The organism is Paenibacillus sp. FSL H7-0943, from assembly GCF_037963265.1.
GTDB classification, from domain to species: Bacteria; Bacillota; Bacilli; order Paenibacillales; family Paenibacillaceae; genus Paenibacillus_AQ; species Paenibacillus_AQ odorifer.
In genome coordinates, this window is record NZ_CP150148.1 from 3,385,397 (window position 1) to 3,406,106 (window position 20,710).

Genomic DNA, 20,710 nt, shown 5'->3' on the forward strand with positions numbered 1-20,710 from the left:
AATGATAATCGTTATCATTTAATAGAAGAGAAAAGGTGATCTGCTCATGATAAAACATAATATTGGGATTACGGAGTGCAGCTTACCTGCTGAGTGTATAACAGAATGACAAGTTCATCTATTCATAACATCTATAACGGGTATTTCGATGCTTTGTTTGAGGCTCCGTCTATGAGGGGCACTACAGAGAGGAAACATTTTGCACAATCCAGTACCCAAGGATACGTCGATAGAGTGATCACACCCTCCGGGATCGAAATTGTTGATAGTGATTACCGTTTTGCTGATGATCGCCTAGTTCGGGTTCAATCCGAAGCGGCGATGATTGAGTTAAGCTTTTGTCTGCAGGGAAGCGGGGAAGTTCATGTAACAGATACCAGCCATGAGTTAATGCCCGATAGTTGTTCATTGCAGTTCATGCAGGATTTCCAAGCGGAATTTCACTATCGGAGTGCTGAACCTATCCGTTTATTGTCCATAGGTGTACCGGTTACACTATTCGATTCATGGATGGCGGATCAAAGCTCTTCACATGCTCGCAGCTTATCCGGGCTGTTAGATTCACGTGCTTTTCGAATGTTCCGTATGCCTATTCTTCCAGAAACCACCCGATTATTGGTGCAATTGAGAGACTGTCCATATCATACCTCCATGCGCCGGTTGTACGTAGAGGGGAAGGCATTAGAACTCCTATCTGTATATTTTGACGCATTTCTTTTTGAGCAGAAACATACTAAACGCAGTTTGCATTTATCACGTAGTGACCGAGAAAACATTCGGAAAGCCAGGGATATCATCCTTGACCACATGGCAAACCCACCTTCGCTAATCGAATTGTCCAAGCTGGCAGGCATTAACGAATACAAATTAAAAGTTGGATTTAAGGAAGAGTACGGAACAACTGTATTTGCATATTTACGGAACAAACGTTTAGAAAAAGCATGGGAAATCATAAGTACCGGGGAAATTAGTGTTAGCCAAACGGCGACGATGGTAGGTTACAACAACTTTAGTCATTTTGCCGAAGCTTTTCGGAAGCAGTATGGAATTAATCCTTCAGAAGTAATTAAAAAACGATAAAAATTAAATAAATATCCGCCAAACCGTTATTCAATCCCTCTGCCGGTAGTTCTATCCTATTAGCAGAGTGTATGATCGGACTTGCTAGAAGTGAGAATGATTATCAATAGATTGGAGAGGGTTGGAAAAAATGTTCAGTTTAAAACGAATCTCTTTTGTCGGAATCGCCTTAATCATGATGGTGATGCTGTACGGGTGTGGGAATTCAGGTCAGGAGGCTAAGGTAGAAAATTCTCAACCTGCGGTAAATTCAGAACCCGTCGCTACTAATTCGACCGAAACACGTACCCTCAAGGATGCTAAAGGAGATGTTGTAATACCGGTGAATCCGGTTAGAATTGCCGATGTATCCGGCTCAACGGAAGAACTTCTGGTGCTTGGATATAAACCTGTTATTACTGGGAATACGGATATGGCTAATTCATTAGAAATCACTCCTATTCTCAAAAAAGAACTGCCTGATGTAACTCCCGCTGGATGGTTTCAGACGGAAGTCAACTTAGAAGCGATCATTGCAGCAAGCCCTGATTTGATACTGGCAGGACCTACCCAAGAAAAAATCTATGATCAACTAAATATGATTGCTCCAACAGTGAGGGTGCCTTATGGCTTTAACGCTTTTAGAGAGCGATTTGCATTTGTTGCGGAGGTACTTGATAAGAAAGCGGAAATGGAAACGTGGTTGAAGGTCTATGATCAACGTGCTCTACTACTACATGATCAAATCACTGAGATAACCAAGGAAGAGACGTTTGCGGTAATCGAAGCTACAGAGAAAGAAATACGCATCTATTCCCGCACAGGTATTGCGGATATGATTTTTAATGATCTAGGATTACCCCTCGCGCCAGGTACACCGGAGCCAGATCCATGGGGAGGGAAAGTGACAAGTCTAGAAGCACTGTCTACCTTTAATCCAGACCATATCATTTTATTATCCGATAATGACCAGAATGTTCTTGACCAAAGCAAGGTCTGGAGTAATCTGAAAGCTGCAAAATCGAATAATATATATCGCATGACAAGCAGACAAAATTATAATGAGGCTTTCTTTGCTTTAGGAAAAGAAGCATTGTTGGAGCAAATAGCCGAACAAATCAAGGAACATATCAAACAGTAAAGGATAATTTAATCTTTTCTCGAATATTCTCTGAGTTGCAATGATTATTATTTGAAGGGAAGATTAAATTGAAGCAAGGGATATTAGTTTTTCTAAATGGAACTTCAAGTTCCGGAAAGACCTCCATATCGACTGAACTGATAAAACAGAAAGAGATTCCTTTTTATCATTTATCAATTGATGATTTTTTTAATAATTACAATGATTTTATTAATAATAAATTTCCAGATGAACCTCCAAGAGAAATAGATCATCAAGTCGTTTCCCAAATATTAGATGATTCCATATTCTCAGTGTACCGCTCGACAATTAAATTGTTAATAGAAATGGGTTTTAATGTAATAGTAGATACCGTAATCGACAATGATAAGAGGTTTAATGTGTTTCTTGATCAATTTTTCGATCAGCCTACGTTATTTATAGGTGTAATATGCTCGAAAGAAGAACTCATAAGAAGAGAGCAAACAAGAGGAGATAGAAAGATTGGACTAGCAGCTTCACAGTTTAGCAAAGTATATTGCTTTGATGAATATGACCTCGAAGTAAATACGGAAGAGATGAATTCAATAGAATGTGCCGAAAAGATATTAAGTTTTATTAAGTCCAATAAGGAATACTCGGTATTTAAGAAATTAAGTAAAAGAAATGTTAGTGTTTCCTAGATGGCGTATTCAGATAACACCATATTCAAGCGGGTCAAAAAAGAGAGGATCCTTTATAATGATGAGAATGGTTCTCACTATTATAAAAACTTGATCGGAGAGCGGTAGCAATGACTGGAATAGATTTTCATCACAATTTCAATCTTTTTTTCGATGGGCTTGAGCTGCCGCGGCAGAATAGAGATCGTACAGAGCACATGGCACTACATTCGCAAAGGGGAGAAGGGTTCGTTCGTCGATTCGTCCCACGCTTTGATATCAATGTGGTGGTATCCGATTTTACCTTTCGCCAGGATTACAGCGTGCCTCTCGTAACCAAAACAGCAATGGTTGAGCTTAATTATTGTTTGCAAGGGAAAAGAGAAGTCTCTGTTGATGGTGTCCAGTATGAGTTTGTTCCGGGAAGCTGTACGCTACAACTCATGAATGAAGTTGGCTCTCAATTTGAGTTTCAGGGGAATGAATCTTATCTGATGTTAGGCATAGGTATTCCTGTTTCGACTTTTCATCACTTCATGGAAGAAGGCGGGGGTGGGAGATCCGCTGATTTTGACCGCATTCTTGGCCAAGCATCTTTTCGTGTTTTTCAGGAAACGATGCAGCCGTCTACTGCTATCGTGCTTGAGCGAATGCTGGCAGCTCTTCAAAACCGCAGCACCAAAAATCTGGAGATCGAATGTAGTACATTAGAGCTTTTGTCGTTGGGCTTTCAATCGATTCTAACAGAAGGTACTTCTGGGACAACAAAGCTGTCGAAAAGCGACATGACAAAAATTAGTGAAGCGCGGGACATCATGATGCAACGGATGATAGATCCGCCAAGCCTGTTGGAGCTCTCCCGATTGATTGGAATGAATGATAACAAATTAAAATCAGGCTTTAAAGAAATGTTCGGAACAACTGTATTTGGCTATTTGCGGGATATAAGGTTGGAGAAGGCTCTACACCTATTGCAGCAAGGTAATTTGAACGTTAATGAGACATCCTGTGCTGTAGGTTATTCCAACTCAAGTCACTTCTCAGAGGTGTTTCGGGAGAAATACGGGATCAATCCCGGCAAGCTTGTGAAACAGTTTGCTTCTTCTGTACTGTTGACTTCAAAACACGAATCGAACCTTTAAAGAATACGGAGATAACAGTTGCAAATAACCCACCAGTCACGACTGGTGGGTTATTACATTTACATATGAAGAGAAACGCAAAATCCCTCAGAATTTATTCTATCTCTCGACTACTGTTTCTCCTTCAATTAACACAGGTTGATAATAAGTATTGTTGGGAAGATCCTTTTTTCCTTGTAATTTTTTAATGACCCAATCCGCTGCATCACGGCCCATAGTTTCTTGGGGATGTGTTAAAGTGGTCAGTTTGATGTTTGCATTTTGGGCAATATAGGAGTTGTCCTGGCCAATAATTGATAATTCCTCTGGTATAGAAATGTCTAGCTGTCTGCAAGCATTGACCACTTCCAGACCAACCTCGTCGTTGTAGCAGACAATCGCAGAGAGGGTATCTCTATTTTTATTTAGGAAATCCTTCAAGTTCGTAGCTAAGGTTTGTTTGGTCTCGGTGTTGAACGAAAATATTTGCTCTGGATAAAACCGTAATTTAGCTTCTTCGAGAGCTTTGATATAGCCCTTCATTCGATATTTGCCCTGTAAATCATCCATTTTTGCGATAAGTCCAATTTGAGAGTGGCCTTTGGAGATCAATTCTTTTGTTGCCAGATAACTGGACTGCACATCGTCAAGACATAGGAAGGGGAGCTCTATTTCCTCATAAAAAGCATTAATCATAATGAGTGGAATATCTTGCTCCTTAAACGACAGATAATACGCAATATTGGGATTATACAGATTACTTTTCGTAGGTTCAATAATTAAACCATCTACGCCGTAGGACAACATCATTTCGAGAGCTTTTTTTTCTTGCGCAACATCGTTATTGGTACTAGCCAATAGTAGTGAATAGTTATCCTCATTCATTCGGCTTTCAATCCCCCGGATAATAGAAGGGAAGATATAGTCAGAGATATAGGTCGTAATTACACCGATCGTCTTCTTATGGGAACTCCCGCCGGTCTTTGTGCGATATTGGTTGCTGACATACGTGCCAGAACCTTTTTCGCTGCGGAGGAATCCTTCGTTGGATAGCTCTAAAATGGCTTTTCTAACAGTCTGTCTGCTAACCTCGTACAAGGACTGCAAGGCAGACTCCGTAGGAATTTGTTCGCCTACATTGTAATCTCCTGAAAGGATCTTGCTTTTTATATCCTCTATAATCACTTGATACTTTGGTTTCATGTAATTCCTCTTTCCATACTTGTTCGCTTTATAATTCGTACATTTCGTTAAGTTGTATGTACAAATTATAGCATGACTACGAATTAAATATAAAGGGGCTCTTTTTTTATGAAAAATGTAAATATTTCGTACCTTTAGATCATCATAAACAAACTAAGTCCGGAGTTAAATTATTATCTTCTCCATATTTGTATGTATATATAACTATTTTATTGACAAATGTACGTACAAAAAATTATACTAAAGCTGTCAATTAAGAAAGCGAATTCTTTTATATTAAAAAAGCGCTGTCAGAGAGGTGACCAACGTGATATCGAATCGATTAAGCATCGAAGAAGCAATCAATAAGGGAGAAACTTCGCTAGGGATTGAATTTGGATCCACGCGTATTAAAGCAGTACTTATTGATCATAGTTTTCAAACGATCGCTTCTGGAAGTTATGAATGGGAAAATCAGTTGAAAGACGGCTTTTGGACGTACAGCCTAGAAGATATTATCAAAGGTCTACAAGATGCTTATCGTGAGATGAAGCAAGAAGTTCAACAAAATTACGGAATCACCCTCCAAACCGTTGGTTCAATCGGGTTTTCTGCAATGATGCATGGATATATGGCTTTTGACGACCAGGATCAATTGCTCGTTCCGTTCCGGACTTGGCGTAATGCAACAACGGGTAAGGCAGCCAAAGAACTGACAGATGTATTTAAATTCAATATTCCTGAACGTTGGAGTATTGCTCATCTTTATCAGGCGATCTTAAACAAAGAAGAACATGTGCCGCAGATTCGGTTTGTTACAACGTTAGCAGGATACATTCATTGGTTATTGACCGGCAACAAAGCACTTGGTGTTGGAGATGCTTCAGGTATGTTCCCGATTGATGAATCCATAGGAAATTATAATGAATCTATGATACAACAGTTTGATGAGCTTATTGCTGGCAAAGGTTATTCGCTGAAGACCAGCGACCTTCTTCCTAAGGTGTATGTTGCCGGTGAGCAAGCGGGTCTATTAACCGAAGCAGGAGCCAAAATTCTGGATCCATCATTGCAATTACAAGCTGGGATTCCGCTTAGTCCTCCAGAAGGGGATGCGGGAACCGGTATGGTTGCTACCAATAGTGTAAGAAAACGTACCGGGAATGTCTCCGTAGGAACCTCTGTTTTTGCCATGATCGTATTGGAAAAAGAGCTTTCCAAGGTTTATCCGGAAATCGATATGGTGACTACGCCAGACGGAAGTCCAGTAGGTATGGTTCATGCTAATAACTGTTCAAGTGACCTTAATGCCTGGCTCGGATTATTCCGTGAATTCTATGAAGCGATGGGGCAAAAGGTCGAAGCTGACAAATTGTACAGCGTACTGCTGAATAAAGCTTTGGAAGCAGACCCAGATGCCGGTGGATTGCTCAGTTACGGTTATTTCTCGGGTGAGAACATTACGGGGTTAGAAGAAGGTCGTCCGTTATTTGTACGTTCGCCTGAGAGTAAATTTAATCTGGCTAACTTTATGCGTACACATTTGTTCAGCGCCTTTGGTGCTTTGAAAATTGGAATGGACATTTTGACGAAAGAAGAGAATGTAGCCATAGATAGTATTTTAGGACACGGCGGTATATTTAAGACTCCGGTTGTTGGCCAAAGAATGATGGCAGCTTCACTGAATGTTCCTGTTTCCGTAATGTCGACAGCTGGAGAAGGCGGCGCATGGGGAATGGCTATTCTTGCCTCCTACATGATGAACAAAAATCAGGAAGAAAGCTTGGAAGACTTCCTCGATCAAAAAGTGTTCAAAGATGTAAAGGGAGAAGAAATTCATCCCGATGCAACCGACATTAAAGGTTTTGAAACCTTTATCGAACGTTATAAAAAAGGTCTGGCGATTGAGCAATCCGCTGTTGATAATTTAGTCTGAAAATGGAGGGACCAAGATGTTAGAACAACTTAAAGAAGAGGTTTTTCAAGCCAATCTGGAATTGCCGAAACATGGACTAATCAAGTATACATGGGGAAATGTGAGTGCAATTGATCGCGAAAGTGGATTATTCGTAATCAAACCTAGTGGTGTAGATTATGAAACAATGAAAGCCAGCGATATGGTAGTTGTTGATCTGGATGGCAATGTGGTTGAAGGGGAGATGAGACCTTCCTCCGATACACCTACTCACGCAGTACTTTATAAACATTACTCCGAAATTGGCGGAATCGTGCATACACATTCCACTTGGGCGACTATCTGGGCACAAGCAGGACTTGACGTTCCTGTAATGGGAACTACGCACGCTGATACATTCTATGGCTCCATTCCTTGTGCGCGTTTCTTGACGCAAGAGGAAATCGATCGGGGTTACGAAGCGGAAACAGGTAATGTAATCATCGAAACCTTTGAACAACGCGGGATAGATATTATGGCGGTTCCCGGTATTTTGCTTAAAGGCCACGGACCCTTTACTTGGGGGAAAAATGCAAAATCCGCTGTAATGAACAGCGTAGTGTTGGATGAAGTATCAAAAATGAATTTATTTGCTAGAGAGTTGAACCATTTTGCGGAAGAATTGCCACAACGTATTCTAGATAAACATTACTTGCGCAAACATGGGAAAGACGCTTATTACGGTCAAAAATAATCAAACTACAAAATGATGAAAAGAGGATGAATATGTCAACAGCAGTAGCAAAAGAATTTTGGTTTGTCGTAGGTTCACAACATCTTTATGGGGAAGAAGCATTGGCTGAAGTTAAAGCGCACGCACAAACGATGACAGATGCTTTGAATAAAAGCGGAGTTTTGCCTTACCCACTAGTATTGCAGGATTTGGCTGTCAGCGCAGATAAAATCACCAACATTATGAAAGAAGTTAACTACCGTGACGAAGTTGCCGGTGTCATCACTTGGATGCATACTTTCTCACCTGCAAAAATGTGGATTCGCGGAACAAAAATGCTGCAAAAACCTTTGCTTCATCTAGCTACGCAATATAATGAAAGTATTCCATGGGCAACAATTGATATGGACTTCATGAACTTGAACCAAGCAGCTCATGGTGACCGTGAATATGGTTTTATTAACGCCCGTTTGAACAAACAAAACAAAGTGGTTGTAGGCTATTGGGAACGCCCTGAAGTTCAAAAGCAAATTGCAGAATGGATGGACGTAGCCGTTGCTTATAACGAAAGCTTCAATATCAAAGTTGCTCGTTTTGGTGACAACATGCGTAACGTTGGTGTAACTGAAGGAGATAAAGTTGAAGCCCAAATTCAGTTTGGCTGGACGGTTGACTATTTTGGTATTGGTGACCTGGTTCAAGTCATTAATGAAGTTAAAGAAGAGGAAATCGATGGTTTGTTTGCTGAATATGCAGAGCTGTATGAATTCGACTATGGCACTAACAGCAAAGAAGCTTGGGAAGCTAGCGTAAGAGTTCAAGCAAGCTATGAAATTGCTATCAAACGTTTCCTTGATCAAGGTGGCTACAATGCCTTCACCTCAAACTTCGAAGATTTACATGGAATGAAACAACTTCCAGGACTTGCTGTTCAACGTTTGATGGCACAAGGATATGGTTTTGCTGGAGAAGGAGACTGGAAGACTGCAGCTCTCGACCGCTTGCTTAAAGTGATGAGCCATAACCAATCGACTGGCTTTATGGAAGATTACACTTATGAATTGACAGTTGGACAAGAATCTATTCTTCAATCCCATATGCTTGAAGTAGATCCAACTTTGGCAAGCAACAAACCAAAAATCATCGTGTCTCCACTAGGTATTGGTGGTAAAGACGATCCAGCCCGTTTAGTATTTGACGGCAAAGCAGGAGACGGTGTAGTGGTTTCCATGGCTGACTTCGGTACGCATTACAAACTTTTGATCAATGAAGTGACTGCTTTTGAACCAACTGTTCCAGCTCCAAACCTTCCAGTAGCTCGTGTGCTTTGGAATGTTAAACCAAACTTCCAAGACGGAGTTAAAGCTTGGATCGAAAATGGTGGCGGTCACCACACCGTTGTTTCATTAACTCTTACAACAGACCAAATTATTGCTTACGCAAAACTTGTGAACTTGGAGTATGTAGTAATTAAATAATAGCAAAGCTTTATTACGATTAATAGGACTCCATTCCTCGACCTTTTCGAGGAATGGAGTCCTATTGTTTTGTTCGATATACTTCAATAAATGCGATAGTTTCCACTTAGGGCTAGTAAACTAAAGAAGTACAGACAGTTATCATAATAACGACGTTGTCCAGTTCGCAAAGGTGTATCCCAAAACAAACGGACAAAATGCTCTGCCTCCGGGCCATCCGAAGCAAGCGAAGCCATGGCATTAGTCGCCAAAAGGCCTACCGGATGCAGCGCCGGTTCGTCGAATGCCTGTCCCTCAATGGTATACCGCTTGTAATTGGAAACTTCGATATTTCTAAAAAAAGCTTGAATCCGGTTACATTGATCGACCTGCCAGCTGTCCTTTTGGAACCATGCCCAGTCCAGACCGATATTAGCCGCAACCCGGTAAGCATCACTGAAAAAATGGCTGAAATCACCATGAGGCTGGGGTTCTGCCGGGGTGTCATTAAAATTGGCATATTCGGGAGCGAGACCAGTTATAGGATTACATGTAGTGTGTAGATATGAGCGGCTGGCTTCCGCCGCTTCTCGCCAAAACATGTGGTCACCTGCATCAGCCCACAAAGCGAACAAATCATAGAAATGGGGGAGATGGTAAGATGGATCACTGAAGGTGGATTCCGGTACGAATTTAATCAGTTTCGTTTCCGCGTCCCACATTGAGTCACCAGCGCCTGTTTCAGTTTTATGTAAACAAGCACGCAATATTATTCGAGCCTGCTCGGAATAATTATAAGGTTCCGGACCGTTCCCCCAACGTTTTGAGGCAAAAAACAAAGCCATGGCGAAAAACTCTTCCCCGTCCGGTGCGGGTCCTTGAGAAATTCTTGTACCGTCAGGCTTGCAGTGCCAAGCAAAGTAATCGGCATAACGGCCTTCTTTGTGCTGCATAAACGTCTTAGAGAAGTTCCATAAACGATCAAACTCATCTTTTTTATTCATTTGAACAGCCATCATCATTCCGTAGGACATTCCTTCAGACCTAACATCCAGATTACCTGTATCCAGAATATAGCTTTTATCCTCGTCCAGCGGATAGTAGATTCGTACGTTCGGATCTCCGTAAAACAAATCACTCCAAGTTTCTTCGAGTTTAGCGTTGATTTCATCTTCAGAAAAGCCGAGCTCTTTAAATAAATTGCGATATTTCCCCGTATAAAAAGCACCTTGTTGTGTTATTGGCATGATATTTCCCCTCCTGTGCACTACGCATGCACTCCATTTCAATAAAAACTAAGGATGGATGGTTTGAATGGTGCCATCATCGTTGTATTTCAGCTCCGTATATTTTACAGAACGCTTGTTGTCAGCACCACCAGATAAAGAACTATCATGATAAAATAAATACCATTTCTCTTTAAACTGAACAATAGAATGGTGTGTTGTCCAGCCCAGGACGGGTGTAAGTATTTTTCCTTGATATACAAAAGGCCCAAGCGGATCTTTACTGATAGCGTATACAATATTATGGGTAGTACCCGTGGAATAAGAAAGATAATAATAACCGTTATATTTATGAACCCAAGGACCTTCAAAATATCTTCTCTCTTCATCTCCAGCAAGAATCGGATTTCCGTTCGTATCGACGATGGATATTTCTCTAGGCTCACCTTCAAAGCTCAGCATGTCCTCGCTCAGCTCCGCTACGATAGGTCCTAGAGCAGGTGCCGTTTCAGCCGGTCCCTCTGCATCCGCAACAAATGAGCCGGTTTGCCATTTTTCAAGTTGACCGCCCCAAAGACCCCCAAAGTATATATATGATTTGCCATCATCATCAACGAAAACAGCGGGATCAATGCTATAACTGCCAGGAATGTAGTTCGGTTCAGGTGTAAAGGGTCCCGAAGGTGACGCTGAGGTTGCAACCCCAATTCGGAAAATATCGTCATGGTCTCGGGCTGGGAAAAACAAATAGTAGGTATTGTTTTTGTATGCTGCATCCGGAGCCCACATTTGCTGTTTAGCCCATGGGACATCCTTCACATGAAGCACTTCACCGTGGTCGATACAAGGGGAGCCATCTCCATCAATAGACAGAACATGGTAATCCTCCATATTATATTGGTCACCGTTGTCATTAGAGATCATATCGTGATCCAGGTCATGAGAGGGATAAATATAAATCTTGCCTTCAAATACATGAGCAGAAGGGTCCGCAGTATAAATATGAGTTACGAGAGGTTCATTGGGTTGCACTGGCTTTGTCAAGTCATTTCCTCCTATAAAGTTAATCGCTTACAAAGTTAATGGTATAAGAACTTTAGGACTCTGTATATATAGCAACTATAGTTTATACCCCACAAAGTTTAGATGTTGCTTTCTTGACCTTGCAGATCCTTTCCCATTTATGCTGCCTCACAATATTTTCTCTAGATAATCTGGTACAATAGAAATCTCCAAACTTTGACCTTACAAATACGATGAGGTGAGATTAACATAAGGGAATATAAATCATAATTTTACACAAGAATGAATGTTAGAGCGAAAGACACCAAGTATTCTACATTATATTTTTAAAAAGATGAGGTCAGCTTAATGCAAAAAATTCAAAATTCCAGAACCTACTTTATAGGTATACATGTGCTTTTATTAATCTTATTGTTCACCTCTTTGTATGCTTATTCCCCCTGGATTCGCATTAAAGTAAAGGAAATTATCATGCCTGCGGATAAAGTATATACCATCGCTCACCGTGGTGCTTCAGGATATGCTCCTGAGAATACAATACCTGCATTCGAGCTAGCCATTGATATGAAGACCGATTATATCGAGTTAGACATTCAGTTAACAAAAGATCATGTTCCTGTTGTTATTCACGATGGGACCGTAAACCGTACCACGAATGCTAAAGGGTATGTAAAGGATTTTACTTTAGAGCAGATCTCAAAATTAGACGCGGGTTCATGGTTTAATGAACAATATCCCATGTTCGCTAGAGATAAATATGTAGATTTACGTATTCCGACACTAAAAGAGGTATTTGAAAGGTTCGGAAAAGAAGTGGACTATATGATTGAGATTAAAGATCCCACGTCGAATTCGAACATCGAGGCATTGTTAAACGAAGAAATTTTAAATTATGATCTGTCGGCTCATGTTGCTATTCATTCATTTAGTGAAGCGAGTTTACGTAGATTCCATTCCATAAATCCAGCAGTCCCTCTTTATCAAATTGTATGGTATGATTTCCCTGTTTATAAAATATCAGAATCCTATGTGAATAGATTAAAAACTTATGCGGTAGGCATAAGTCCTAACTTTCAAAAAATAAATGCGGCATATGTCGCGCAGGCAAAAAATTCAGGGCTAAAGGTGTTTCCATATACTGTGAATTATCAAGTGAATATGGATAAAGCCGTAATTTGGGGTGTAGATGGTGTACATACAAATTTCCCTGACCGCTTTAGCGAAGTAATTAAGAATAATAAAAGGTAAAGGGATGTGAAATCACCCTTTTCTGGGCATAAATAAAGCTGTCGAGACTTTCTCGACAGCCTAAGAACCTTTATCCAAAGGTTCTTTTTTTACGGAAAAATCAATTATTTTTGTTTCGTCATACTAATGAAGTCTTTTCTCGTGAAATTGTAGATGAAGCTCCCGTACTTGTTCTGCAAGATCAGGTACAGGACCATCTACGAACGCATCGTGAATAACCTCTTGAATACTTAAATTACGGACGGGTGATGCTGCAATTCCCATATCATTTAACCACGCCGATAATTGCTTCGAGGAACTGGCATATACAATTCGTCCTAAATGAACCCAACCGTGTGCCGCTGCACACATAGGGCAATGTTCTCCGGAGGTATACACTGTTGCCTGCTTACGTTCTTCCAGTGTCATATTCTGAGCTGCCCAGCGGGCTAAAGCGAATTCGGGATGCTGAGTATGGTCACCGCTACCTACATGGTTGCGGTCTTCTGCAAGCACTTCTCCACTTGCTGATACAAGGACGGAACCAAAGGGTTCGTCCCCAGCTTCGAGTGCAATTTGGGCAAGTTCAATACAACGCTTAAGATGTTTGATATCCGTGTCGTTTATCATGATGGTAGAACCTCCTGAATTTTAATTTATTGATAAGTTTCATGAATAGTAGGCCTGAGCCTGTTTGTTCACCACATTCTTCTATGTTAGCATGTAAAGTATTCGATGAAAAATATAGCATGCAATATCAAGCTAGGGAGGATATATAAAAATGAAGCATCCATTTATATTGAACGCCGTATGGAACGGTGGCCGTAACAGTGATGGAACTATTGAAGCTGGACAGCTTAAGACTCAAATTTCCATTCCGAAGGAAATGGGAGGACCCGGAGTAGGAACGAATCCGGATGAGATGCTTTTGGGAGCAGCAGCAACCTGTTATCTCATTACACTTGCAGCAATGCTGGAGCGGGCAGGGCTTACGACTTCAGAGCTGACGTTAGCATCAGAGGCGACGGTCGATGTAACGAATAACATTTTTACATATGAAGCCATCAAACATTCACCCCTAATCACCCTTACCAAAGATGCGTCACAGGACGATATCGATAAAACCATCCGAATTGCCCATAAAGCAGAAGGCTCCTGCATGATCTCCAGAGCCGTTGCAGGAAATGTAGAAATCACGACAGAGCCAACGGTGCTGACTGCAAGCCTATAAAATTGAGTCCTAGGTAATCAGAGAGGAGACGTTAACTTTGAACGTTGAGTTATATAAGGATTTGATCAAGGATGAGCGTGGAAATTATTACGTGGCTGTACAAAAAGAGGGCAATGAGCTGACTTTGGTAAACGCAATGCTAGAGCGGTCTTACCAAGAGCTGTGGGAATTTAATGAAGCTTTCAAAAAGAAGTACGCGGAATACGAGCATCAGTTCATCGGCAAAATGATTATGGATAAGCTGCGGCACGATGTTGTTTTTGCCTCCAAAGAAGACGGCCATGGCCGAATGTATGATCTAGCCGCGGTTGCAGTTGATTACAAGCTTATTTTTATCGATATGATCGAATTTTACCGAAACCCTCGAGTAGGACTTAACCATGACAACAACATCCATTAAGCTTAGTGTATTAGATCTTGTACCTGTTTTTAATACGGTGGATGCTAGTACCGCATTGGGACAAGCAGTGAAGCTGGCTCAGACAGCAGAAAGACTGGGATATACTCGTTATTGGGTTGCTGAACATCATGATATGCCGGGATTAGCATGTACCTCTACGGAGGTGCTTTTATCGCATATTGGAGCGAAAACAGCACACATTCGCCTTGGCTCAGGCGCTTTATTGCTGCCACATTATAAGCCGCTAAAGGTGGTGGAAGCATTTCATTTGCTGGCCAGTTTGTACCCGGGACGCATCGACCTTGGATTAGGCAGAGCTCCCGGCGGTACTGCTGAAGTAAGTTTAGCACTGAGTGGAAATTTTCTCGAAAATGTTTGGAAAATGCCAGAACTGCTTAAAGGCGTCACTGAATTATTGCAGGGTAACTATTCCTATGAAGGACGTTCAATAACCGCCCGTCCGGTCCCTCCCGTATCTCCAGAGCTATGGCTGCTGGGTACAAACAAGAAAAGCGCGGCATATGCTGCCGAGTTTGGAGCAGGTTATGTGTTCGGCCAGTTCATGAGCGATGTAGCAGGGGAGGAGGTTTTGCAGGCTTACCGTGAAACCTTTACTCCTTCTTCACTTTCTCCTGAACCGCAGGCCATGGTTGCTGTTGGCGTCATTTGCGCCGAGACTGAGGAAGAGGCAGAGCGATTGGCCTCATCTGGTACGGCATTATTCCAACAAGAAGGTTCTGCCGAAGCGAAGTCGGAGCCCTTGGAACGCAAGCTGCTGGTAGGTACTCCGGAAAGTGTTAAAGGTAAGTTGGAACGGTTATCTCTTTTGTATGGAGTTAATGAATTCATTATCGTTACCATGATTCCAGATTATGAGAAACGGTTACATTCGTTCGAACTGCTTGCCCAAGCGTGCTGGAGTTCTTAATAAAGGAGGTCCATATGTATGAAGTCTCATACCTCTGATCAAATTAAAATCCCACCAGGATTTTGGGCTGGATTAAGTCAATTAGGAATAACTGCACAAGATGTAGCCAGCAAAGCAAATCTTCCACTTAGCCAGATCACAGAGTCAGAAGTCACCACCGCCCAATATTTCGCAGTCTGGCAGGCATATTCCGATCTCATTGGGGATCCAGCCGAAGGAATCATTAAGCTTGCAACCGTCTTTGAAACTACACAATATCCGCCTACGGTCTTAGCAACATACCATGCTAAGGACTATCGCGATGCTCTTAAGCGAATGGTACGATACAAACAAATGTGCCCTCCTGAAAGCTTGCGTTTTACCGAAGAAGGCGAGCTATGTACAATCGAATTGGAATGGCAGCATCCCGGGCATTTTGGTCCACCGCTGCTACTAGGCCTCACTTTGGCATTTCTTCTAGAGCTTGGGCGGCGAGGCACAGGTCTACCTTTGACAGCACAGCTTGTCGAGTTTTCACAGCCTATAGGAAATGTAAAGATTCTTGAAGCTTATTTCGGCTGCCGAATTCAGATAGGTGCTCAATATAATCGTTTGACGTTGCGTCGAAATGATTTGGATCGGCCTTTTATCTCGTACAACGAAGAGCTGCTGGAGATTCTGACTCCCGTTTTGGACCGGACGCTTGCTGAACAGAAGGGCACTCGCTCTATAACCGAGAGGGTCAAATGGATCATGAAACGCAGCTTCAGCGGAGGACGCCCTGACATTTATGCTGTTGCGAAGGCATTAAGTATGAGTGACCGTACGTTGCAACGCAGGCTTACTGAAGAAAACACAAGCTTCAAGCAATTGCTGACACAAGCTAGACATGAGCAAGCACGAGAGTATCTGGCAGATCCATCGCTTGATATTAAAGAAGTGGCTTTCTTGATTGGATATGAAGACCAGAACTCGTTCTACCGTGCCTTCCGTCTTTGGGAAGGTGATACTCCTTCAAATTGGCGTACTGAACATTTAGGTTTAAACTCGATACCCTCTTCATAAAGACAGTATTTTCAGAGATTTATCATTGGCGTGTTAAACAAGAACTTTGGCGCAATCCGCTAGTTACTGAACAACCCCGGTACGATAATATAATCCTAGCCGGCACACAGGACTGTTCTTAAAATGACAACTACTCAGCACGCCGTGATAAAAGGAGAAATGTAATATGGATATGGGATTAAATAATAAAACAGCTTTAATTACAGGATCAACAAAAGGTATTGGCAAAGCAATCGCCTTTGAACTTGCTAAAGAAGGAGTTAATGTACTAATTAATGGACGGAATTATGATCAGGTAGAACAAACTGTAAATGAAATAAAGTCAAATTTCCCGGCTACCTCTCCACAAAATGCTACAGCGGATATTGTGAATATTGAACAAAGAGAAGCCTTATTCGAAAAATACCCTAATATAGATATTTTAGTTAATAATATGGGTATCTATGAAATTATGAAATATGAGGACGTTGACGACGAAATATTCGAAAAATACTTCCGTACTAATGTCCTTGCTGCGAATGGATTAACAAAATTCTATTTACCTAAAATGTTACAAAAAGATTATGGCCGCATTCTCTTTATTGCTAGTGAAGAAGCCATTATGCCTTCAGGCCAAATGCCTCAATATGCAATGACCAAATCAATGTTATTATCATTGTCAAAAAGCTTATCTAAGTTAACGATAGGAACTGAAGTTACAGTCAATACAATCATGCCAGGACCAACACTTTCTGAAAATGTGCATCAAATTATTGATGGGATATACTCCAATGAAGATATGACTTTTTCAGAAAAAGAAAGAAAATTCATGACTACAAATCTTCCTCAATCTGAAATACAACGATTTATTAAACCTTTTGAAATAGGCAGACTAGCAGCATTTGTATGCAGTCCTTATGCCTCTGCATTTAAAGGTTCTCCAATTCGCATGGATGGGGGAATGGTGCCGACTATTTTTTAAGCTTACTCTAAAAGGAAAGAGATAACGATACAAAAAAGCCACTCCTTATGGAGCGGCTTTTTTGCTTGAAAAGTTATCACTGTCCTCTGGTACAACAAAGGATACCAAGGTGCCTTCTCCAGGCTTACTCTGGATCGAGAGACCTTGACCATATAATTGACTTAACCTCCTATGGGTGTTGGCCAGCCCGATGCCACCTTTGCCTTCCATCAATGGCTTCAGCAGTAAAGAGAGGGTCCCGGAATCCATGCCTTGCCCATCATCCTCCACTTCAATCTTTACAGCCTTGTGCAGACGGATAATACGTATTTGAACAGTTCCACCCTGTTGGCGCTTAAGTATACCGTGCTTAACAGCATTTTCTACCAACGGTTGGATGGATAGAGGAGGAATTAGGATGTCAATATTCGGATCTACCTTCCAGACAACAGATATCCTTTCTGCAAATCGAGTCTGTTCAATATACAGATAAGATTCTACCAATTCCAGTTCATGGGAGAGGTTCACGAGCTCTCCGATATTTAAAAAGTCAAAACTGATTCTTAAGAAAGAAGTAAACGCGCCAATGAGCTCCTGCATTTTTTTAGTATCCAAATCACTGAGTGCGGCAATAGAGTTCAACGTATTGAATAAAAAATGCGGTTGTATCTGTGCTTGTAGATAGGCTGCTTCTATCCGCACCCGTTCATTGAAGGATAGCTTCATCGCAGTTAAAGCCCGAATACGGTATTTAAGCTCCACTGCATCTACAGGTTTTGTGACATAATCATTGGCACCGGACAGAAATCCAGTATAAATATCCTCAGGCTGACTACGGGCAGTAAGCAGTAGAATCGGAAGCTCATATAAGGAGTAACGAGTACGAACCTTCTGTGTTAATTCGTATCCCGACATCTGTGGCATCATAACATCGCCAATAAGTAAGTCCCAGTTCCTTTTATCCAACAATTCCAATGCTTCATGGGCTGAGTTGACGGTAGTTATGATATAAGGTTCGGTTTCAAGAATACCCTTTAGTACATTCAGATTGACAGGATCATCATCTACCACCAGAATATTTACCTTAATCTCTGTAAAAAGCGGCGGAATTTTTTCAGAGTGATTACTTGGCTGATGTTCGGAAATTCCCCACTCAGTCATCTGTCTATGAATCTCATCTGCCATATACGAAACTGTAGGTTCCGTCTGTTTTATTATCTGTTCGCTGTAAGAATCGGCAAGAGAGAGTGTGAAACTAAAAGTTGAACCTTTACCAAGCTCTGATTGAATGCTTAGGCTGCTTCCATGCAGTTCTACCAGCTGCCGGCATATGCTTAATCCCAGCCCAATTCCACGCCCGTCATTTATTCCGTGAGGGCCTTGCTCATAGGGTAGAAATATCCGTGCCATAGTCTCTTCAGTCATGCCTACTCCGGTATCTGTCACATAGATAAGAACCTGTCCGTCCTGTTCCTCAGCCTTAACAGTTACAAGTCCTGCTTCGGTGTATTTGAGCGCGTTGTGCACCAGATTTAATAAAACCTGCACCAATCTTTTCTCGTCCGCACGAACTGGCGGCATAGCTTCCGGGATATCCATAGATAGCTGTACTGGCTTACCTTCAATCATATATTGAAGCATACTAATCACACCGGGAACTACCGATTGAACCGAAATAGGTTCCTGTTGTAAAATAACACGATGCTCCTGAAGACGGACCACATCCAGTAGATCACCAAGCATATGAGACATACGGCGGCTGATTGTAATCAGCAGTTCCATATCTTGACGGCTACTTTCGTAAAGTCTGTCCTTTTCTTTTGTGACAATATTTTGCGCGATATTCATGATTCCGTGAAGCGGTGTACGCAGCTCATGTGAGGTATTAGCGAGAAACTGGTCCTTAAGTTTGTCTGCTTTTTTCAGCTGCTCATTTAGTTCCATGTTCTCTTTAGCATTTTGAAAATACTTTTTAAACCAGTAAGCTGAGAAGCCCACGATGGCTGCGATAATATCCAAAGGATAATAGACAATTGAATAGTGTCCGTTACTATCCCACAAATTCCATAACAAATTAGAAACGATCGCCGCACCTGATAACAGCAGAAAAACAACATCTTTATCATCTTGCTTTTTGAACAATAAGCGCCCTAAGCTATAGAGCAACCAAATAAAGGGAATATACTGGAACACTTGAATGATTCCCAAATGAATGGATGTGCTGACTAAATAAGCAGGGACAATAAATATAAACAAGGTATAAAGGAAAAGACACCATGTGTAAGCACGTAACCACTTGTTGACTTTGGCACCTGAGGTGAATTTCCTGAAAACAAGCAGAATAAAAAGGTTTTGCCATAAGAAGGCGATCAAACGGATTTTTAAGGACCAAGTATAATTAATCGGCAGTAATGAAAGCACTAAGTTGTCATTTCGAGCTAAAAGGATTACAGCTACAGATAAGGTCATTAACCCTACAAGAAACAAAGCACGTTCTTTAGGATTAAATAAGTACAGAATACAGGCATAAAGCCCATGCAGTAGTAAGATAATTGCTGTAAGCATTTGAAATCCGACAGTGTAAAAGTATGTCCGGTCAATGAGTTCCTGAGAGCCAAAGAAAATAGGGCCTTTTATACCGCCCTTATAGGGGTGATCAAAGTTAGCTACGTGAATAAATACATCTATCACTGTGGTGTTTTTTGAAAAATAAGCTGCTGTATATGAGGTGGTTTTGGGTACATATGTATCGGCATCAAGAGCTATTACCCCATTATTGAGAATAGGAGTGCCGTTAATCTCCACACTGGAAGCGGAATAAATTTGTTTGATCCAGAAAGAGACAGGTTGCTGAAGCGGGTCTATCAAAATTCGCAAACGATACGTACCATAACCATACGAAGAAGGGTCATTCGTTCCTATCGCGTGGCTCCAGTCTCCGGGAACTTGAAGCGGGAGGGAAGGTTCTGGTAAAGTTGAAATATCCTTGGACGTTACGAATTGCGAAGGATAGAAGCTCCATTCACCATCCAGCCTGAATAAGTTAGCCTGCTCCAGATCCTGGCCGCGTAAATCCAGTACACCATTGTTAATCACAGGTACAGTGTTGGAAACCTTAAATATACTCAACCAAATGCAGCGTAGGCCAAAGAGAATGCTTATAAAAAGTAGAATGATAGCTAATTTGTTTAGAATAGTTTTATTTTTCATGAGAACATTATAGCAAATAATTCTAATCTAGAATCTAAAATGAAGATTATTTACATAAGAAGGAGAAGTAATGAGCAACGGACACCGCGTTGGGCTAGGAGGAATGATCTCCACATGGAAGAAGCATGATGTAACTCCTTGAACATTTGCGTACTCGAATACACGAACACTCGAACACACGGTTACTTCAATACTTGATTAGTGCTTTGCTGTTGGGCGTCTGGATTACTTGATGTGCGATTTTGCTGCTGGT

Annotated in this window: 18 protein-coding genes; 13 read left to right on the top strand and 5 right to left on the bottom strand. The window is 41.4% G+C overall.

All coding sequences use genetic code 11. The features are described from left to right. Positions 1-105: 105 nt before the first annotated feature. The 4 genes from NSQ55_RS14830 to NSQ55_RS14845 all read left to right on the top strand — a co-directional run bounded on the left by NSQ55_RS14830 (position 106) and on the right by NSQ55_RS14845 (position 3,983). Entirely contained in the window at positions 106-1,080 is a 975-nt protein-coding gene (locus NSQ55_RS14830) for an AraC family transcriptional regulator (protein ID WP_076280634.1), read from the top strand. A gap of 130 nt (positions 1,081-1,210) precedes the next feature. Further along, positions 1,211-2,200 (top strand): ABC transporter substrate-binding protein, encoded by a 990-nt coding sequence (locus tag NSQ55_RS14835; RefSeq protein ID WP_076307804.1) that lies wholly within the window; start codon positions 1,211-1,213, stop codon positions 2,198-2,200. Positions 2,201-2,268: 68 nt separating this feature from the next. Next, complete coding sequence (locus tag NSQ55_RS14840) at positions 2,269-2,862, top strand: AAA family ATPase (RefSeq protein WP_339174286.1); 594 nt, start codon at positions 2,269-2,271, stop codon at positions 2,860-2,862. A 110-nt stretch (positions 2,863-2,972) separates the two neighbouring features. Next, on the top strand, positions 2,973-3,983 hold the full coding sequence (locus NSQ55_RS14845; RefSeq protein WP_339174288.1) for an AraC family transcriptional regulator: 1,011 nt from the start codon (positions 2,973-2,975) through the stop codon (positions 3,981-3,983). Positions 3,984-4,082: 99 nt separating this feature from the next. Here NSQ55_RS14845 and NSQ55_RS14850 read toward each other — a convergent pair whose 3' ends face one another. Next, positions 4,083-5,165, bottom strand: coding sequence for a GntR family transcriptional regulator (locus NSQ55_RS14850; protein ID WP_076125610.1), 1,083 nt, complete (start codon positions 5,163-5,165; stop codon positions 4,083-4,085). A gap of 307 nt (positions 5,166-5,472) precedes the next feature. Here NSQ55_RS14850 and NSQ55_RS14855 point away from each other — a divergent pair, with 307 nt between their 5' ends. Genes NSQ55_RS14855 through araA form a run of 3 tightly spaced genes read left to right on the top strand, consistent with a single transcriptional unit; the run spans position 5,473 to position 9,249 of the window. Further along, a complete protein-coding gene (locus tag NSQ55_RS14855; RefSeq protein WP_076184603.1) occupies positions 5,473-7,080 on the top strand; it encodes an FGGY-family carbohydrate kinase in 1,608 nt (535 codons plus the stop codon). A 16-nt stretch (positions 7,081-7,096) separates the two neighbouring features. Next, positions 7,097-7,792 (top strand): L-ribulose-5-phosphate 4-epimerase, encoded by a 696-nt coding sequence (locus tag NSQ55_RS14860; RefSeq protein WP_339174291.1) that lies wholly within the window; start codon positions 7,097-7,099, stop codon positions 7,790-7,792. Positions 7,793-7,824: 32 nt separating this feature from the next. Continuing rightward, on the top strand, positions 7,825-9,249 hold the full coding sequence (araA, locus tag NSQ55_RS14865) for an L-arabinose isomerase (protein WP_038571054.1): 1,425 nt from the start codon (positions 7,825-7,827) through the stop codon (positions 9,247-9,249). Positions 9,250-9,332: 83 nt separating this feature from the next. Here the strand turns inward: araA and NSQ55_RS14870 are convergent, their stop codons facing one another. Then, the gene (locus tag NSQ55_RS14870) at positions 9,333-10,475 is read right to left on the bottom strand and encodes a glycosyl hydrolase family 8 (protein ID WP_339174294.1); all 1,143 of its coding nucleotides are present in this window, start codon (positions 10,473-10,475) and stop codon (positions 9,333-9,335) included. A gap of 48 nt (positions 10,476-10,523) precedes the next feature. Next, positions 10,524-11,498, bottom strand: a complete 975-nt coding sequence (locus NSQ55_RS14875; protein WP_076190362.1) for a glycoside hydrolase family 43 protein — start codon at positions 11,496-11,498, stop codon at positions 10,524-10,526. A gap of 327 nt (positions 11,499-11,825) precedes the next feature. On the opposite strand from NSQ55_RS14875, the gene NSQ55_RS14880 reads away from it, so the two are divergent. After that, positions 11,826-12,725: a glycerophosphodiester phosphodiesterase gene (locus NSQ55_RS14880; RefSeq protein ID WP_339174297.1), complete on the top strand. Its 900-nt coding sequence runs from the start codon at positions 11,826-11,828 to the stop codon at positions 12,723-12,725. A gap of 123 nt (positions 12,726-12,848) precedes the next feature. On the opposite strand, the gene NSQ55_RS14885 is transcribed toward NSQ55_RS14880, so the two are convergent. Then, positions 12,849-13,334, bottom strand: a complete 486-nt coding sequence (locus NSQ55_RS14885) for a nucleoside deaminase (RefSeq protein ID WP_076190361.1) — start codon at positions 13,332-13,334, stop codon at positions 12,849-12,851. A gap of 151 nt (positions 13,335-13,485) precedes the next feature. On the opposite strand from NSQ55_RS14885, the gene NSQ55_RS14890 reads away from it, so the two are divergent. From NSQ55_RS14890 to NSQ55_RS14910, 5 genes are all read left to right on the top strand, one after another. Further along, positions 13,486-13,935, top strand: a complete 450-nt coding sequence (locus NSQ55_RS14890) for an OsmC family protein (protein ID WP_339174300.1) — start codon at positions 13,486-13,488, stop codon at positions 13,933-13,935. A gap of 37 nt (positions 13,936-13,972) precedes the next feature. Further along, positions 13,973-14,335 carry a hypothetical protein gene (locus NSQ55_RS14895; protein ID WP_076184608.1) on the top strand — a complete coding sequence of 121 codons (363 nt, stop codon included), beginning with the start codon at positions 13,973-13,975 and terminating at the stop codon, positions 14,333-14,335. Then, positions 14,316-15,263 carry an LLM class flavin-dependent oxidoreductase gene (locus NSQ55_RS14900; RefSeq protein ID WP_076190360.1) on the top strand — a complete coding sequence of 316 codons (948 nt, stop codon included), beginning with the start codon at positions 14,316-14,318 and terminating at the stop codon, positions 15,261-15,263. The genes NSQ55_RS14895 and NSQ55_RS14900 overlap by 20 nt, the downstream gene beginning before the upstream one ends. An 18-nt stretch (positions 15,264-15,281) precedes the next feature. Then, positions 15,282-16,307 (top strand): AraC family transcriptional regulator, encoded by a 1,026-nt coding sequence (locus tag NSQ55_RS14905; RefSeq protein ID WP_076190359.1) that lies wholly within the window; start codon positions 15,282-15,284, stop codon positions 16,305-16,307. 166 nt (positions 16,308-16,473) lie between these two features. Beyond that, a complete protein-coding gene (locus tag NSQ55_RS14910; RefSeq protein WP_076125594.1) occupies positions 16,474-17,268 on the top strand; it encodes an SDR family NAD(P)-dependent oxidoreductase in 795 nt (264 codons plus the stop codon). A gap of 45 nt (positions 17,269-17,313) precedes the next feature. On the opposite strand, the gene NSQ55_RS14915 is transcribed toward NSQ55_RS14910, so the two are convergent. Next, the gene (locus NSQ55_RS14915; RefSeq protein WP_339174304.1) at positions 17,314-20,376 is read right to left on the bottom strand and encodes an ATP-binding protein; all 3,063 of its coding nucleotides are present in this window, start codon (positions 20,374-20,376) and stop codon (positions 17,314-17,316) included. Positions 20,377-20,710: the final 334 nt, after the last annotated feature.

Bases quoted from the DNA above. Each gene is read 5' to 3' on its own strand.
- NSQ55_RS14830 (WP_076280634.1), top strand. From the start codon at position 106: ATGACAAGTTCATCTATTCATAACATCTATAACGGGTATTTCGATGCT.
- NSQ55_RS14835 (WP_076307804.1), top strand. From the start codon at position 1,211: ATGTTCAGTTTAAAACGAATCTCTTTTGTCGGAATCGCCTTAATCATG.
- NSQ55_RS14845 (WP_339174288.1), top strand. From the start codon at position 2,973: ATGACTGGAATAGATTTTCATCACAATTTCAATCTTTTTTTCGATGGG.
- NSQ55_RS14850 (WP_076125610.1), bottom strand. From the start codon at position 5,165: ATGAAACCAAAGTATCAAGTGATTATAGAGGATATAAAAAGCAAGATC.
- NSQ55_RS14860 (WP_339174291.1), top strand. From the start codon at position 7,097: ATGTTAGAACAACTTAAAGAAGAGGTTTTTCAAGCCAATCTGGAATTG.
- araA (WP_038571054.1), top strand. From the start codon at position 7,825: ATGTCAACAGCAGTAGCAAAAGAATTTTGGTTTGTCGTAGGTTCACAA.
- NSQ55_RS14870 (WP_339174294.1), bottom strand. From the start codon at position 10,475: ATGCCAATAACACAACAAGGTGCTTTTTATACGGGGAAATATCGCAAT.
- NSQ55_RS14880 (WP_339174297.1), top strand. From the start codon at position 11,826: ATGCAAAAAATTCAAAATTCCAGAACCTACTTTATAGGTATACATGTG.
- NSQ55_RS14885 (WP_076190361.1), bottom strand. From the start codon at position 13,334: ATGATAAACGACACGGATATCAAACATCTTAAGCGTTGTATTGAACTT.
- NSQ55_RS14890 (WP_339174300.1), top strand. From the start codon at position 13,486: ATGAAGCATCCATTTATATTGAACGCCGTATGGAACGGTGGCCGTAAC.
- NSQ55_RS14900 (WP_076190360.1), top strand. From the start codon at position 14,316: ATGACAACAACATCCATTAAGCTTAGTGTATTAGATCTTGTACCTGTT.
- NSQ55_RS14905 (WP_076190359.1), top strand. From the start codon at position 15,282: ATGAAGTCTCATACCTCTGATCAAATTAAAATCCCACCAGGATTTTGG.
- NSQ55_RS14910 (WP_076125594.1), top strand. From the start codon at position 16,474: ATGGATATGGGATTAAATAATAAAACAGCTTTAATTACAGGATCAACA.